The organism is Anaerolinea thermolimosa, assembly GCF_001050195.2.
GTDB lineage: Bacteria > Chloroflexota > Anaerolineae > Anaerolineales > Anaerolineaceae > Anaerolinea > Anaerolinea thermolimosa.
Window position 1 is genome coordinate 676540 of sequence record NZ_DF967965.1, and the last position, 15567, is coordinate 692106.

The following is a 15567-nucleotide window of genomic DNA, read 5'->3' on the forward strand; positions in this document are numbered from 1 at the left end:
CTATGCGACACGGTGTAGCAGGTTATAAACTGGGACGAAGTGCAGGGCAGCGGAATGCACTGCGCCGCACCATGATCAACCAGTTATTCATGCACGAACGAATCAAAACAACCCGTGCCAAGGCGCTGGCGATCCGCGGGGATGCCGAAAAATTAATTACCCTGGCGCGCAACAGCGCCAAAGGCAGTGACATTGACAAGGTCAATGCCCGCCGCCTGGCTGCCGCGCGATTGGGCAATCCTGAAATGGTGCGGAAACTTTTCGATGACATCGCCCCGCGCTATGAGAACCGCAACGGTGGATATACCCGTATGCTGAAGCTGGCGCCTCGTCTGGGCGATGCCGCCGAGATGGTTCTGCTGGAGCTGGTTGAAGGATAGTTGGGATGAGTCGCCGGTGATGAACCGGAGTGACATGGCACGTTACAAACTGATTCTTGCTTACGACGGCACGCATTTTCGAGGATTCCAGCGACAGAAAACAGGCCGAACTGTGCAGGGAGAGCTGGAAAAAGCCCTGCGAAAGCTTGGCTGGAAGGGCACTTCCATCCTTTCGGCGGGGCGAACCGACACCGGGGTTCACGCCAGCGGTCAGGTGGCAACGGTTGACCTGGACTGGATACACGGATGCGAGGCGCTTCATCGGGCCCTGAACGACCAGTTACCTGATGACCTGGCAGTGGTGGCGGTGGAGTCCGTCTCTGACGGTTTTCATCCTCGATTCGACGCGGTGGAGCGGAGTTACCGGTATCGCATGTATATTTCGCAACATCGCGACCCTTTACGGGAAAGGTATGCATGGCGGGTTTGGCCACCGGTGAATGTGCCTGCGATGGAAAAGGCCGCGGAGCTCGTCCGGGGAAGCCATGATTTTTCGGCATTTGGAACCTCTCCAGTAAGTGGCGGAACCACGCTGCGGACGGTTTCGCTGGCGAAATGGACACAGATCGGTGATGAGCTGGTTTTTGAGGTGACGGCCAATGCGTTTCTGTACCACATGGTACGCAGACTGGTGTTCACAATGGTGCTGGTCGGGCAGAACCGGTTGAGCCTGGAGGATTTCAGAGCTGGTGTACAGGATGCTCAACCTTTACCGCCCGGCCTGGCACCGCCGCAGGGACTGGTTCTTCTGGGAGTGCATTATGCCGAAGAAAAGCAAGAAGCAGGATCGTAATTCGAGACCCTGGATAAGGTGAGAAAATGGGAATGGACAAAACATACGTCCTTAAAGGAAAACAAGAATCCGGGTGGATACTGGTAGACGCGAGCAATCAGGGGCTGGGGCGCCTGGCGACGCAGATCAGCCGGTATCTCCTGGGAAAACACAAGCCGACCTTCACGCCTGGCGTGGAAATGGGCGACTACGTGGTGGTGGTCAATGCCAGTAATTTGCGCCTGACGAATGAACGGATGCTCACGAAATTCTATTACCGCCATTCCAATTATCCTGGTGGCCTGAAGACCGTGAGCCTGCGCGATCAGATGCAAAAACACCCCGACCGGGTGATTCGCGCCGCTGTGTGGGGGATGCTCCCTCACAACAAGCTCGGTCGCCGATTGATCAAGAAACTCAAGATTTACGCCGGGAGTGAACACCCGCACGAAGCGCAGAAACCTGTCCCGGCAGCGTAAAGGAGCAAAAGAAAGATGTCTGTCCAGTATTTCGAGGGTGTTGGAAGACGGAAAGAAGCGACGGCCCGCGTTCGCCTGATGCGAGGAAGCGGCAGGTTTATCGTCAATGAAAAAGCCGCCGAGCAGTATTTTACCCGCCTGGGAGATATTGAGGCCATCCTTGCACCGCTTGAGGCTTCAGGCCATGATCGCTCTCAGTTCGATATCACCGTCATCGTCAGGGGTGGTGGTGTGACGGGCCAGACTGACGCGGTCAAACTTGGGATGGCGCGGGCGCTGGTAAAAATGAACAATGAGCTGATTCCGGTGATGCGGAAGGGTGGTTTCCTGACGCGAGACGCCCGCGTGAAGGAACGCAAGAAACCTGGTCTGAAACGCGCTCGCAAGGCACCCACATACACCAAACGCTAAAAGTTTCATTTCCGGGTGGTCTTTTCCCATGCTTTCAAGGGGAAAGGATCACTATGCGGGAATGGATTCTAGAAGAGCTGCCTGCAAGATGCAGGGGCAGCTCTTTTGCGTTAATGGGTAAAAGTTAGCAATAAGGGGAGGAACTACCAGCTTGTTGAGGCTCTTTGATCAAAAGAAACTGCTGGCTGATCAATCGGTGAGGTGATTCAGGCGCTGCCAGGGTTTAGCTTCCGGGTCGTTCTGGCTGGCTCCACGGCGCAGGCGATCGGCCACCCGGGTGAGGCGGTTGCGGGCTTCGGAAGCGAGTTCACCTAATACGGGGTCTTCACTGCTCCCACAGCCAAGCATTTGATCGGGATCGGCAATACGGACGAGGATGTGATCCTCGCCCATGGCTTCTACCGAAACATTGCAAGGGAGCATTAACCCCATGCGGGGGTCGTGTTCGAGTACACGATGAGCAATGGGAGGGTTACATGCCCCCAGAATGACATAGGGACGAAAGTCGATGTTCAACTTCTGACGCATGGTTTTTTGAACATCAATGCGGGTAACCACCCCGAACCCCTCGGCGTTCAATGCCGCTTCAACCACTTCCAGGGCCTGCTTGAATGGCATCGAAAGGGTAATTTCAAATGGATCCACAGGAATCAACCCTGACCTTTCTTTCTGGTAAAATCACTCTCAATTGTACCGCACTCTCCTGCCGGTGTGTACACACCGGGTTTATGATTGAGGTGGAATGTGAGTAATGACAGACCTGCCGGAATTGTCTTGATGGGGCTGGGGCCAGGCGACCCAGCATTGTTAACGCTTCAGGCATGGAAGCACCTGGAACAGACGAATGAGGTTTACCTGCGAACACGACACCATCCAGTAGTTATGGGAATGCCGGAAGGATTGACTGTGCATTCCTTTGATGAGCTGTATGAGCGTGGGGAGTCCTTTGAGGAAGTTTATGAGTCGATTATTCAAAAGGTGCTCGAACTGGGGCAAAGGCCGGAGGGGGTGACCTATGCTGTGCCCGGGCATCCTTTTATCGCCGAGGCTACCGCACCTGAAATTGCACGTCGTGCCAGAGCCATGGGTATTCCTGTGCGGGTGATTGAGGGGATCAGTTTTATAGAACCCGTCTGCACTGCTCTTGGGATGGATCCGTTCTCGACCATGATCCTGACGGATGCTCTGGAGTTAGGGGGGCGCCACGTGCCTCACTTTCCGCCAGACCAGCCTGTGCTGGTTGCCCAGATTTATTCGCGGCAGGTAGCTTCAGAGGTGAAGCTTACCCTCAACGCTATCTATCCGGATGAACATCGGGTGCGCCTGGTTCACGGAGCGGGCACTCCTGCCGAACAGGTGGAGGAGCTGGCGCTTTATGAAATTGATCGCAGTGAGCATATCGGCCTTTTGACGGCTCTCTACGTTCCGCCCCTGGGTCAGAATCTCTCGCTGGAGGGATTTCAAGAGGTGGTGGCTCACCTTCGGGCGCCTGATGGATGCCCCTGGGATAAAGAACAAACCATGGAAAGCCTTGGCCCAATGCTCCTGGAAGAGACTTATGAGGTGCTGGAGGCGCTGGATGGACAGGACTTCGCCGGTGTGCGCGAAGAGTTGGGCGATGTTTTATTGCTGGTGACCATGCTGGCGCAAATTGGTTCGGAAGAAGGGCTGTTCAGCATGCCTGAAGTCATCCACGGGATTCATTCGAAGATTGTACGGCGCCACCCGCATGTGTTTGGCGATGTTCAGGTAGACGATGCCGCTGGGGTGCTGAGAAACTGGGAGAAGTTGAAAGAAGAAGAACGCCATGAAAATGGAGACCAGACCCAGAAAGGGATTCTGGATGGGATTTCGCGCGCTTTACCGGCGCTTACCCGGGCGCAGGAATTTCAAAGCCGGGCGGCTCATGTGGGGTTCGACTGGCCGCACCTGGAAGGGGTGAAGGAAAAAGTTCTGGAAGAATGGGCTGAGGTATCTGAGGCTGCGACTCCGGAGGAGAAAGAAAAGGAACTCGGCGACTTGCTTTTTGCCATCGTGAACCTGGTTCGCTGGTATCATCTGGATGCAGAGACAGTTTTACGCAAGGCTAATCAGAGGTTTTATCGGCGTTTTCGTCACATTGAACAGCGGGCGCGCGAGCAAAATCGCTCGCTGGGTGATCTTTCGATGGAAGAAATGGAGGCATACTGGCAGGAGGCCAAGCGTCTGTATTCAACGGGCGGTGTTGATTTTTGACGAACTGCATTGCGAAACAACCCGGTGAAAAGCCGGGTTGTTTTAATTTAATTTCCAGGTTAATAAAAAATATTAAAATATCTATTGACAATTATTTAGTTTATGCTATGATAGATTAAGAATATGAAAGGAGTAAATCCAATGACATCAGCGGAGATGCATTTTCCGGTTCAGGAAGGTTCGAAACTTGTTCTTCGTGTGGCAGGAGATCTTTATCTGCTGGGAGGAGAAAGCTCAGACCTGGTTGTAGAAGGGGTTGACGCGCGCCACGTTCATGTTCAGCAGGAGGGGAATGTATGCACCCTTATCACGGATACGGATTGCAGGGTGACGGTACCCTGGAACGCAGGTGTGAGGGTAGAGCGCATTGGTGGAGATGGGATCATCGCTGGCCTGGCAGGCCCCGCTGAAGTGAGCCATGTGGGTGGCGATCTGGCCTTGAGACAGGTTGAAAAGGCAGATATTGCCCATGTGGGTGGAGATTTGTTCCTGGCAGAGGTGGGAGAAGCGGTTGCGGTTCGCCGGGTTGGCGGCGATTTGAAGGGCGAAGTGAGCGGGAACCTCTCGGTGGAAATGGTGGGCGGTGATTGTGTGGTGTGTGTTTCGGGAGGAGTGCGGTTGCGCGGCGGTGGGGATATTGACCTTGGTCTGAAGGGTGCGTCTACCGAAGAAGTGGTGGTGAAATCGGGGGGAGATATTGTGTTGTATCTGCCGACAGATTTTTCAGGGCGGCTTGATCTCACCAGCGGCGGAAGAGATATTGTGGTGGATGTGCAAAATCAACACCGCTCGATGGAACAGGAAAACGCTATCCTCACGCTGGGAAAGGGTGAACGCCTGGTGCGCCTGAAAGCCGGTGGAGATATTCGTGTGGTGGATGAGCCCATGCCCTCTCTGGAGCTGGATGATCTTCTGGATCGGATGGAACAGGAGTGGAAAACGGCAAAACCTTCAGGTGGGGAAGACGGCTCGTGGGAGGGTTTCGCGGAGCGCATTCAGCGCCGGGCAGAAGAGGCTGCCCGGCGGGCGGAAGAGCGGGTGCGGGCCGCTATGGAGCGCATGGAACGGCGTGGCTGGCACCGCGAACACCCGGCCGGGATGTGGGGTGCCCGGGTTGAGGGCTGGGAGGGAGAGAAACGTCCTCCCGAACCTGCTCAGCCTCCTTCGCCCCATGCCCCGGTTGATGCCAGCCAGGTAGCTCCGACGACCGATGTCAGACCTGGCCAGGGAACCTCAGGGGTCTCCAATGAAGAGCGCATGCTGGTGTTGAAAATGTTACAGGAACATAAAATAACCGTAGAAGAAGCTGAAGAGTTACTGGCAGCGCTGGAAGGTCAGATCGATTGAGCTTCAAATTGGTGCAGGGCGACACCTCCTCTGTCTGAGCTGGCAGAGGAGGTGTTTTGTATAATCAAGATATGTTGAGAGGATGGGCCAGGTTGCCAGTGGTTCTGGCATTTCTTTGTGGAATCATTCTGGGGGTAATGGGTTTCCCGCCGCAACAACAACGAGCCGAATTCCCGCTTCGGATCGATGACGGAAGGGTAACTTTAAACCGGGTGGGGGTGCTTATGCTGCCAGCGTACGTCTGGCTGGGGGATGATGCAGACATCCGTTTTATGATTGAGCGCGGAGGGGAAGGGGATTCGTTCGAAGGATGGATTGTTTCGGCCCGGCTGGAAAACTTAAGCACACCGGAAGCCAGGGAAGAATTTCGCGAACCGTTAGTTGCGGGGCAACCGGTTTCTCTACGCTGGACAGAGGAAGTGAAAGATCGTAGCACCTGGCAGGCACGTCTTCGCCTGGAAATGATTCCGGTAGATCAAACGGGTAAACAGGGCGAGGGATACGTTCTCCTCATCCGCAGGATTCAACTGCCGGTACGTTCGTGGCTGGGTTTACCGGCAAGCTGGTGGCGGGGTGGGGCAGGGATTGGACTGGGAATTTGCCTCATCGGGTGGATCTGGGCTGTTCGCCGTAAAGGCTCGCACCAAAGTATGTTACAATAACAACGATCAGACTGCTTTCAAAATTTACCTTTTTACTGATATTACCAAGCATGATCTGGCACACTCTGCGCAATCGAGATCACATCCTGCCCTCAAGGAGTCATTATGCTGAGTGAATGGTTGTATGTGGGGGTGTTTTTTCTGATCGCAATGTTCCTGCCAGCCGCCGCCATCTTCATCGCCGGTATTCTGGCCCCAAAAAAACCCAATCCCATTAAAAGTTCCACCTACGAATGCGGAATCGAGACCGTAGGCCCCGCCTGGATTCAATTCAAGGCGCAGTATTACATCTACACCCTCGTTTTCCTGGTATTCGATGTGGAAGTGGTGTTGCTCTTCCCGTGGGCGGTAGCTTATCACCAGCTACCGCTCTTCGCCGTGGTTGAGGGGGTAATTTTCATTTTGATCTTGCTGGGCGGCCTTTTGTATGCCTGGCGCAAGAGAGCCCTGGAATGGCTGTGAGGAGGATTCGGTGACACCCTGGTATCAAGATCCGGTTCAGTTCATTGCTGAATGGCTGCGTGGTGTGTTGCTGGGCTGGGGGATGCCTCCCAGCGGGGTAGAACTGGTGTTGACGGTACTCGGAGCAGGCACCATTGCCCTTCTAGCCATGCTCTGGGTGGTCTTCCTGATCTGGTATGAACGAAAGCTGATCGGGCGCATCCAGGATCGCTTTGGCCCGAATCGTGTGGGCCCGTGGGGAATTTTCCAACCCATTGCGGATATGTTGAAGATCTTCACCAAGGAATATATCACTCCTGAAGGGGTAGATCGTGTTCCCTACAATCTGGCACCTATCCTCGCGGTGGCTTCGGTGCTGCTGATCTGGGCAGTTATTCCCTTCACCATGACCGTGATGGGGGTTAATCTCAATGTGGGAATAGTGTATATCATCGCCAGCGGTGGCCTGGGTGTGCTGGGGATTATCCTCGCGGGATGGAGTTCGAATAATAAATATGCGCTCCTTGGCGGGTTTCGCGCTGTAGCTCAACTGGTTTCTTATGAAGTACCCATGGTGGTTTCCTTGCTCATTCCGGTGATCCTGGCTGGTTCGCTGGGTGTGAACGACATCGTCATGGCCCAACGCATCCCTTACCTGTTATCAGCGCCCGTAGCGGCGTTGATTTTTTTCATCACTTCTATGGCTGAAACCGGGCGGTCTCCATTCGACCTGACCGAAGCTGAATCGGAGATCGTTGCGGGGTTTAACATTGAGTATTCCGGGCTTAAGTTCGGGATGTTCTATGTGGCCGAATTTCTCCATGCGTTTACGGTATCCCTTCTCTTTGCTACCCTGTTCCTGGGGGGGTGGCGTGGACCGCTGGCTGAACAGGTGCCTCTCCTCGGGTTTGTGTATCTGGTGGTGAAAACCTTTGTGGTGTATTTCGTTGTGATTCTCTTCCGGGGTTCTCTGCCCCGCTTCAGAATTGATCAGATGATGGATTTGAACTGGAAGCTGCTTACCCCGTTAGCGCTTGTGTCTCTGGTTGTGTCTGCACTGGTGGCCAAGCCACTTGAAGAGATGCCGTTAGCACAGACTCTCGCATTGCTGGTGTCTAATGGAATCGTGCTTATTCTTTTTATTGAAGGGACGGGGAAAAAGGTGCAACGGAAGCGTGAGATCGTCGGGAAACCGCGCCCTCTGGCAGTTCCTCATCCCGAAGAGCAGCAACCTGCCCAGTCCACCGGAGGGTAAAAGAATGACCGGATTACAGATTGCCTTTCTAGCCATCGCTGCGGTTACCCTCGCGTCGGCGGTACTGGTGGTGAGTTCGCGAAAGATCATGCATGCGGCTCTCTGGCTGGTCCTGGCGCTGGGCGGCATAGCGGCTCTTTTCGCAACTCTTGAAGCCAGTTTCTTTGCCGCCGTACAGGTGATGGTTTACATTGGCGCCATTGCGATTTTGATCATATTTTCTGTAATGCTTACCCGCCGGGTAATGGAGGATACCGGCCCGCAAAATACCCGCTACTGGCCCGCGGCGCTGGTCGTATCGCTGGGCGTGTTTGGGGGGATTCTTTTCCTGTTTCTTCAGTGGCCCGGGTTCAGCGTGGAATCCAGGCCTGGTCTGGAGCAGGGGGATTTGCTGGTGCGCTTTGGGCAGGCGCTGGTATCTCCGGATGAGTTTGTGGTGCCCTTCGAGGTGGCATCGATCCTGCTGGTAGCGGCGATGATTGGGGCGATGATCATCGCCAGAGATCCTTCAAGAAAATGAAGCTTCTCCAGCCGACCCTGGAGAAATGAGGAGGGGTGAATGATCCCGCTGGGCTGGTATCTGATTTTTTCGGCGCTTTTATTTTGTGTGGGGTTGTTTGGAGTCTTGTCACGCAGGAATGCTATTGCCATTCTGATGGGGGTTGAATTGATGCTCAACGCGGTCAATGTGAATCTGCTTGCATTCTGGCGATACCTCTGGGCACCCAAAGTGGATGGGCAGGTATTTGTGGCCATCGTTCTGGTGGCGGCAGCTGCGGAAGTAGTGGTAGGACTGGGATTAATCATTTCTGCGTATCGCCGACGCAACACGGTTGTGGCGGATGAAATGGATATGCTCAAAGGATAGCCGGAGGTGATATGACGTTTGAGACCCTGGTCTGGCTTATTCCCCTGGCACCTCTGGTTGCCTTTGGTCTGATTGTCCTCTTTACCCATCCTCGCCGTGGGCTGAGCCACTGGACAGCACTGGTGGGCGCGGGGGTATCCTTCCTGGCCAGTATGATTCTGTTTGTACGGGCGATAACTACCGAAGGACTGGCAGAGAATCCCATGCAGGTAGCCCTGAATTGGCTTCCCACGGGGAATACCTGGTTAAAAATTGGGGCTCTGATCGACCCGGTGAGTGCGGTGACTCTGTTTTTTGTGGCCTGGACGGTGCTGATGATTTTTATTTACAGTGTCGGCTACCACAATTTTGGGCAGCCGGTGGGTGACCATGATCAGCCTGGTTTGCCGCCGCATGGGGCCACACTGCGCGAGAAAAAAGGAGGCAGCCGGCGAGTCCCGTCGGTGGAGCCCATGTATTCCCGGTTTTTCGCCCTGATCAGCCTGTTTGCATTTGCCATGTTCTTCCTGGTGATCAGCGACAATCTGTTATCGCTGTATATCGGCTGGGAAATCATGGGGTTCTGCTCCTATATGCTGATCGGCTTCTGGTATGGCAAGAAATCTGCTCGCGACGCGGCGGTGAAGGCATTCCTCACTACCCGGGTTGGAGATGTGTTCATGCTCCTCGGGATTGTAGGGTTGTATTCTGCCACCGGAACCTTGAATTACCGGGCCGCGCTGGGTGACCCGGCGGTGCTGGAGCGCCTGGCCACGACGGATTCGGGAGTGCTTGGGCTTTCGCTGGCAGGTCTCCTTGGGATTTTACTCTTCATCGGCACTATCGGAAAATCGGCTCAATTCCCGTTGCATATCTGGTTGCCCGATGCGATGGAAGGCCCTACGCCGGTTTCAGCCATGATCCATGCCGCAACAATGGTTTCGGCGGGTGTTTATCTCTCCATTCGCATTTTCCCCCTGGTGTCGGCGGGCTGGGATGGGGGTACGCTCACCCAGGCGATGCAGGTCATGGCCTTCATCGGAGCGTTTACGGCTTTGTTTTCGGCAACCATCGCGCTGGTGCAACCCGATATTAAACGGGTGCTGGCATATTCCACCATTTCTCAACTGGGGTACATGATCGCGGCACTCGGGGTGGGGGCGTATGTCGCGGCAACATTCCACCTGGTGACGCATGCCTTCTTTAAGGCGTTGCTCTTTCTGGGTTCCGGGTCGGTGATTCACGGCATGGAACATGGGGTGTTGCATTCGCGCGAAGAGATTGACCCGCAGAACATGTTCCACATGGGTGGTTTACGAAAGAAAATGCCGTTTACTTTCTGGACGTTCCTGATCGGGGGGTTTGCTCTTTCGGGCTTTCCGCTGGTGACAGCCGGATTCTGGTCGAAAGATGAGATTCTCTCCGGGGCCTTTGGCGGGGGTAACCTGGCGGTGTTCATCACCCTGGCGCTGGCCGCTTTGTTGACCGCTTTTTATACAATGCGGCAAATTACTCTGACCTTCCTGGGTGAGCCACGGAGCAAGGCTGCGGAACATGCCCATGAAAGCCGCCCGGTGATGATTGTCCCGCTCATCGTTCTGGCTTTCTTCGCGGTGACGGCTGGCTGGGCTGGTATTCCTCAAAAGTTCCCTCTGTTGGGGGGGATCATTCCGAACTGGTTTGACGAGTTTGTGGGAAGTACGCTTCGGGGAGAGGCTCTTCACACTGCCGAGAGTTATTTGCCGTTGATTACTTCACTGGTGGTCTCTCTGGGTGGGCTTTACCTTGGGTGGAGGGTCTATCGCGGGGTTCAGAAAGGCCACCCGGATCCCCTGGAAAAGCCGCTTGGCTTTCTCTATCGGGTGTTCTATTACAAGTACGGTATTGATGAGTTGTATCAGGCAGTGCTGGTTAAACCCGCGGTGTGGCTGGCAGAAGTCTTTACCTACCGCATCCTTGATCGGCTGATCCTGGATGGCATTGTGGATGGAATCGGGAAGGGTGCGGTATGGCTGGGAATGGTGGTACGGAATTACTTCGATAAGCCGGTTGTCAACGGTGGAGGTGATGGCTTGAGCCGGGGCGTACGGCGTAGCAGTGAAGTGTTACGTTTGTTGCAGAATGGGCGTGTGCAGTACTATATGGTGCTTACACTCACCATGGTAGTGTTGGCCGGAGCCTTAATTACAGTCCTCTTTATTCAGTCAGGGAGGCTACCATGATGGAATTCCTCACTGCTCATCTCCTGACCTTAATCCTGTTTCTTCCAACGGTTGCGGCACTGGTACTTTTGTTCCTGCCATCCACTGCGGTGCGGGCTTTGCGCTGGACGGCTCTGGTAACCAGCCTGATTCCTCTGGGCCTCTCTTTGCTTTTATGGCAGCGTTTCAACCCGGGGGGAGAGTTGTTCCAGTTTGTTGAAAGAGCCGCCTGGTATCCGGCCATCCACTCAGATTATCATCTGGGGGTAGATGGCATTGCCCTGACCATGGTGATCCTCACCACGTTGTTGACCCCCCTGGCCATCCTGGCTTCGTTCAATGTACAACAGGGCGTGAAGGCGTACATGATTCTGTTCCTCTTGCTGGAAACTGGCATGCTGGGCGTGTTCATGTCGCTGGATCTCCTGCTGTTCTTTGTGTTCTGGGAAGTTGGCCTGGTGCCGATGTATTTCCTGATCCACCAGTGGGGGGGAGAAAAACGCCATTACGCCTCGTTAAAGTTTATTCTTTTCACCATGGGCGGTTCACTGGGGTTGTTACTCGCCACCCAGATGATCGGTGTGGTCACCGGCACGTACGATTTGCCGCGTCTGTTGCAGATCTGGCCGGGTTTGACCACGCCCGAAAACAACCTGTTTGGGTTGCCCCTGGCAACGGTTAAAACTATCGCTTTCTGGGCTTTTGTGATTGCCTTTGCGGTCAAGGTTCCGGTGTGGCCTTTTCACACCTGGCTGCCCGATGCCCATACAGAAGCCCCTACCGCTGGATCCATGATCCTGGCGGGGGTTCTCCTGAAGTTGGGCGCATTTGGTTTCATTCGGCTTGTTCTGCCATTGTTCCCGGTTGAATCTCAGCTTTATGCCGGATGGCTGGCGGCACTGGCCTGCCTTGCGATCATCCTGGGCGGGCTGGGGGCTTTCGGACAGGACGATTTCAAGCGGTTGGTGGCGTATTCTTCGATTAATCACATGGGGTTTGTGGTGCTGGGCATTGCTACGGCGGCTCTGGCGGGGGCCTCGCTGGATGGCACCATTGCCTTAAACGGGGCCGTGCTGCAGATGTTCAACCACGGTCTCTACTCGGCAGGGATGTTTTTCCTGGTAGGGGTCATCTATGACCGGGCCCACACCCGCGACCTCAATGCCTTTGGCGGTTTATATGCTCTTCTGCCAGTATACGGCTCGATCCTCATTTTTGTATCCATGGCCTCTCTGGGGTTGCCCGGGCTGAATGGGTTTGTGTCTGAGTTTATGGTGGTGCGTGGGGCCTGGCCGGTATTCACTTTGGCCACCGCGCTTTCGATGATCGGGTTATTCTTCACCGGCGCGTATACGCTCAAAGCGTTATGGAAGGTTTTGCACGGACCACTCAACCAGAACTGGAAGGGGCATATCAGTGAGATAAATGGTCGCGAACTGGTCGTCATTGCCCCCCTGATGGTGTTGATGCTTGTCATCGGCTTCTGGCCGGCCTGGATCGTGGATGTCATTAACCGGGCAGTAGGCTTGTGGTTCTAAGGAGCACAGGATGAGCTTTCCAATTCTTAGCTTCATCATCTTCATTCCTTTAGCGGCTGGCCTGTTGATTCTGGCGCTTCCGGCTGAACGCAAGCAGGCAGTCCGGGTCATTGCGCTGACGGCGGGTTTGCTCGATCTGATCCTCGCGGTGCTCGTCTATTTTCTGTATGATCTCTCGGCCGGGGGATATCAATTCATTGAAAGGGTTGAATGGGTTCAACCTCTGGGAATCTCTTATTACGCCGGGGTGAATGGCATCAGCGTTCCTCTGGTTTTGCTTGGGGCGCTGGTATTGACCGCTGGAGTGATGGTTTCCTGGCGGATTGAGGATCGCCCGCGTGAATTTTTCGCATATCTCATGTTCCTGGGGACAAGTGTTCAGGGTGTTTTCTGTTCCCTGGATCTATTTATGCTCTTCTTTTTCTTCGAACTGGCAGTTTTCCCCAAATTTTTAATGATTGCGATCTGGGGTTATCCCAAAACCCGCGATTATGGTTCGATGAAATTGACCCTGTACCTGTTCCTCGGGTCGGTGGTATCGCTGGTGGGGGTTCTGGCGATGTATTTTACCGCCGGGCTCCATACTTTTGATATGCTGGCTCTGGAAAAGGCCGGATTTTCAATGGCATTCCAGCAGAGCTGGTTTCTGGTAGTATTCGGGGGGTTTGCTATTCTGGGGGGTATCTTTCCTTTTCACTCATGGGCGCCGGATGGTCACGTGGCCGCCCCGACGGCGGTTTCAATGTTGCTCGCCGGGGTGGAGATGAAGGTGGGCGCCTTTGCCGCGCTTCGGGTGGCGATCATGCTCATGCCGGAGGGGGCGCGATTCTGGGCGCCGTTGATTCTGGCGCTGGGGACGGTGAATGTGGTTTATGGCGCCCTCATTGCCCTCATTCAAACGGATTTCAAATACGTGATTGGTTTTTCATCGGTTTCTCACATGGGGCTGGTATTAATCGGGTTTGCGACCCTCTCCAGGGAGGGGCTGCTGGGGGCAGGCCTGCAGATGTTCTCTCACGGCATTATGACGGCGCTCTTCTTTGCTGTGGTGGGTATGGTGTACGACCGCGCCCACACCCGAGAAATTGGCGAGCTGGGAGGGCTGTTTCAAAAGATGCCACTGGCTGCTATCGGATTCATCATTGCGGGGCTTGTCTCGATGGGTATGCCCGGATTCTCTGGCTTCGTGGCAGAATTCCCAATTTTCATGGGGGTGTGGCGGGTGATGCCGGTGGTGGCGATTATTGCGATCCTGGGGGTCATCGTCACTGCAGGCTATATTTTGCTGGTCGTCCGGCGGGTGTTTTTTGGCACTCTTCCCGCCAGGCTGGAGAGCACTGTTGGAGATATTTCTGCCCTGGATCGATGGGTGGTGGGTGGGTTGGCTGCGTTGATGGTGATCATCGGTTGTTTTCCCACGCTATCCAGAATGGTTCCTTTGGTTGAATCGGGTGTGATGCAAATTCTTGCGCTTGTAGGAGGTGCTTAGGTGAACATCGTCACGTACCAACCCTCCATGCTGCTGGCAATCCTGCCGGAGTGCCTGCTGGTGCTTCTGGCGGCGATGATTCTTGTGGCAGATCTGGTATTTCCCCGAGATCAGCGCTCTGCGTTTGGGTGGCTGACTGCCTGTGGTTTCATACTGGTGGCGTTGATGGCCGTGCTTTTCTCTCGTCCCGGGGAGACTCCTGAATTCATTTTCGGTGGCATGTTGCGTCACGATTGGGCGAGCTTTACTTTCCGGTTGATTTTCTTGCTCGGTGCCTCGGTGACAGCCCTTTTTGCCAGCGATGAACCAACCGACAGGCGCTTTGGGGAATTTTATTTTTTGATGGTGATCGCAACCCTGGGAATGAGCCTGATGGCCTCGTCGGCCAACCTGATCATGCTTTTTTTGGCCATTGAAACCACCTCGCTTCCGTTGTACATTCTGGCGGGTTTTCGTATTCTGGACCAGAAATCCGTCGAGGCGGGAATTAAATACATGCTGTACGGGGCGATGACCTCGGCGGTGATGCTGTATGGCTTCAGCCTGTTATGGGGGTTCACAGGGACTGCCAGCCTTTATGAAATTGCTCGCCAGTTCCAGGTCATGGATCGGGCCTCTCTTCTCCTGGGTGGCGCAGTGCTTCTGGTGCTGGTAGGGTTTGGTTTCAAGATATCAGCTGTTCCTTTTCATTTTTGGGCTCCTGATGTGTATGAAGGAGCGCCGACCCCGGTGGCGGGTTTTCTTTCCACAGCATCGAAAGCGGCCGGTTTTGCGGTTCTGGTTCGGGTGTTGCTGGCCGTGTTCCCGGCCGCTACTCCGTTCTGGGCAGTGGTGGTAGGGCTGCTGGCGGCAGGCAGTATGCTGGTGGGTAATATTCTGGCCATGTCTCAGCGGAATATCAAACGCCTTCTGGCATATTCCTCAATTGCTCAAGCAGGATACATTCTGGTGGGATTGGCGGCTCATTCTCCACTGGGAACGGCTGGCACCGTTTATTATCTGGCTTCTTACCTGGTAACGAACCTGGCCGCCTTTGGCATCGTCTGGCTGGTGGGAAGAGAAGTGGGTTCAGACGATCTGGATGCCTACGCCGGCCTGGGGAAACGTAATCCCACGGTTGCGCTTGCCATGTTAATTGCCCTCCTTTCTCTGGGAGGGATTCCTCCCCTCAGCGGATTCTTCGGAAAACTGCTCGTTTTTGGGGCCGCGGTTCAGGCGGGGGTTCAGGGAGAATCCTGGCTGATTGCTTTGGCGTTTGTGGGGGTGCTGACCTCAGTAGTGGGTCTGTACTACTACCTGAATGTAATGAAGACCCTTTATCGTCCCGGGGTTGATGAGCATTCGCTCCGGGTTTCCTCTGCCTGGCGGGTGGCGTTGCTGGTGTGTGTGGCTGGTATGCTCTTTCTGGGTACAATATTTACACCCATGTTTCAGCTGGCTGTGGCAGCGACGGGAGGGTGGTTCTGAGGGATCAGATCGGCACTTATTGGTACAAACAGGTTTGACGCGA

General features: G+C 54.7%; 16 protein-coding genes. 15 read left to right on the forward strand and 1 reads right to left on the reverse strand.

Annotated elements, in window-relative coordinates; translation table 11 throughout:
* Positions 1 to 2: 2 nt before the first annotated feature.
* The 4 genes from rplQ to rpsI are packed head-to-tail and all read left to right on the forward strand — an operon-like array spanning position 3 to position 2042.
* Positions 3 to 380: a 50S ribosomal protein L17 gene (gene rplQ, locus ATHL_RS03150; RefSeq protein WP_062189688.1), complete on the forward strand. Its 378-nt coding sequence runs from the start codon at positions 3 to 5 to the stop codon at positions 378 to 380.
* 34 nt (positions 381 to 414) lie between these two features.
* A complete protein-coding gene (gene truA / locus ATHL_RS03155) occupies positions 415 to 1173 on the forward strand; it encodes a tRNA pseudouridine(38-40) synthase TruA (RefSeq protein WP_062189785.1) in 759 nt (252 codons plus the stop codon).
* A 32-nt stretch (positions 1174 to 1205) separates the two neighbouring features.
* Complete coding sequence (rplM, locus tag ATHL_RS03160; protein ID WP_062189783.1) at positions 1206 to 1631, forward strand: 50S ribosomal protein L13; 426 nt, start codon at positions 1206 to 1208, stop codon at positions 1629 to 1631.
* A gap of 15 nt (positions 1632 to 1646) precedes the next feature.
* On the forward strand, positions 1647 to 2042 hold the full coding sequence (gene rpsI / locus ATHL_RS03165) for a 30S ribosomal protein S9 (RefSeq protein WP_062189690.1): 396 nt from the start codon (positions 1647 to 1649) through the stop codon (positions 2040 to 2042).
* A 189-nt stretch (positions 2043 to 2231) separates the two neighbouring features.
* Here the strand turns inward: rpsI and ATHL_RS03170 are convergent, their stop codons facing one another.
* Positions 2232 to 2687 carry a DUF302 domain-containing protein gene (locus ATHL_RS03170; protein WP_201797926.1) on the reverse strand — a complete coding sequence of 152 codons (456 nt, stop codon included), beginning with the start codon at positions 2685 to 2687 and terminating at the stop codon, positions 2232 to 2234.
* A 99-nt stretch (positions 2688 to 2786) separates the two neighbouring features.
* Here ATHL_RS03170 and yabN point away from each other — a divergent pair, with 99 nt between their 5' ends.
* From yabN to ATHL_RS03225, 11 genes are all read left to right on the forward strand, one after another.
* Positions 2787 to 4277: a bifunctional methyltransferase/pyrophosphohydrolase YabN gene (gene yabN / locus ATHL_RS03175; protein WP_162787558.1), complete on the forward strand. Its 1491-nt coding sequence runs from the start codon at positions 2787 to 2789 to the stop codon at positions 4275 to 4277.
* 141 nt (positions 4278 to 4418) lie between these two features.
* Positions 4419 to 5624: an SHOCT-like domain-containing protein gene (locus ATHL_RS03180; protein ID WP_062189694.1), complete on the forward strand. Its 1206-nt coding sequence runs from the start codon at positions 4419 to 4421 to the stop codon at positions 5622 to 5624.
* 71 nt (positions 5625 to 5695) lie between these two features.
* Positions 5696 to 6286 (forward strand): hypothetical protein, encoded by a 591-nt coding sequence (locus tag ATHL_RS03185; protein ID WP_062189695.1) that lies wholly within the window; start codon positions 5696 to 5698, stop codon positions 6284 to 6286.
* 150 nt (positions 6287 to 6436) lie between these two features.
* A complete protein-coding gene (locus tag ATHL_RS03190) occupies positions 6437 to 6748 on the forward strand; it encodes an NADH-quinone oxidoreductase subunit A (protein WP_420807569.1) in 312 nt (103 codons plus the stop codon).
* 10 nt (positions 6749 to 6758) lie between these two features.
* Positions 6759 to 7982, forward strand: coding sequence for an NADH-quinone oxidoreductase subunit NuoH (nuoH, locus tag ATHL_RS03195; RefSeq protein ID WP_062189699.1), 1224 nt, complete (start codon positions 6759 to 6761; stop codon positions 7980 to 7982).
* 4 nt (positions 7983 to 7986) lie between these two features.
* The gene (locus tag ATHL_RS03200) at positions 7987 to 8502 is read left to right on the forward strand and encodes an NADH-quinone oxidoreductase subunit J family protein (protein ID WP_062189701.1); all 516 of its coding nucleotides are present in this window, start codon (positions 7987 to 7989) and stop codon (positions 8500 to 8502) included.
* Positions 8503 to 8541: 39 nt separating this feature from the next.
* Positions 8542 to 8850 (forward strand): NADH-quinone oxidoreductase subunit NuoK, encoded by a 309-nt coding sequence (gene nuoK, locus ATHL_RS03205; RefSeq protein WP_062189703.1) that lies wholly within the window; start codon positions 8542 to 8544, stop codon positions 8848 to 8850.
* A gap of 11 nt (positions 8851 to 8861) precedes the next feature.
* Positions 8862 to 11051 (forward strand): NADH-quinone oxidoreductase subunit L, encoded by a 2190-nt coding sequence (nuoL, locus tag ATHL_RS03210; protein WP_062189705.1) that lies wholly within the window; start codon positions 8862 to 8864, stop codon positions 11049 to 11051.
* On the forward strand, positions 11048 to 12568 hold the full coding sequence (locus ATHL_RS03215; protein WP_062189707.1) for a complex I subunit 4 family protein: 1521 nt from the start codon (positions 11048 to 11050) through the stop codon (positions 12566 to 12568). Before nuoL ends, ATHL_RS03215 begins: the two co-directional genes overlap by 4 nt.
* A 10-nt stretch (positions 12569 to 12578) precedes the next feature.
* A complete protein-coding gene (locus tag ATHL_RS03220) occupies positions 12579 to 14057 on the forward strand; it encodes a complex I subunit 4 family protein (RefSeq protein WP_062189709.1) in 1479 nt (492 codons plus the stop codon).
* Positions 14058 to 15524, forward strand: a complete 1467-nt coding sequence (locus ATHL_RS03225) for an NADH-quinone oxidoreductase subunit N (protein ID WP_162787559.1) — start codon at positions 14058 to 14060, stop codon at positions 15522 to 15524.
* Positions 15525 to 15567: the final 43 nt, after the last annotated feature.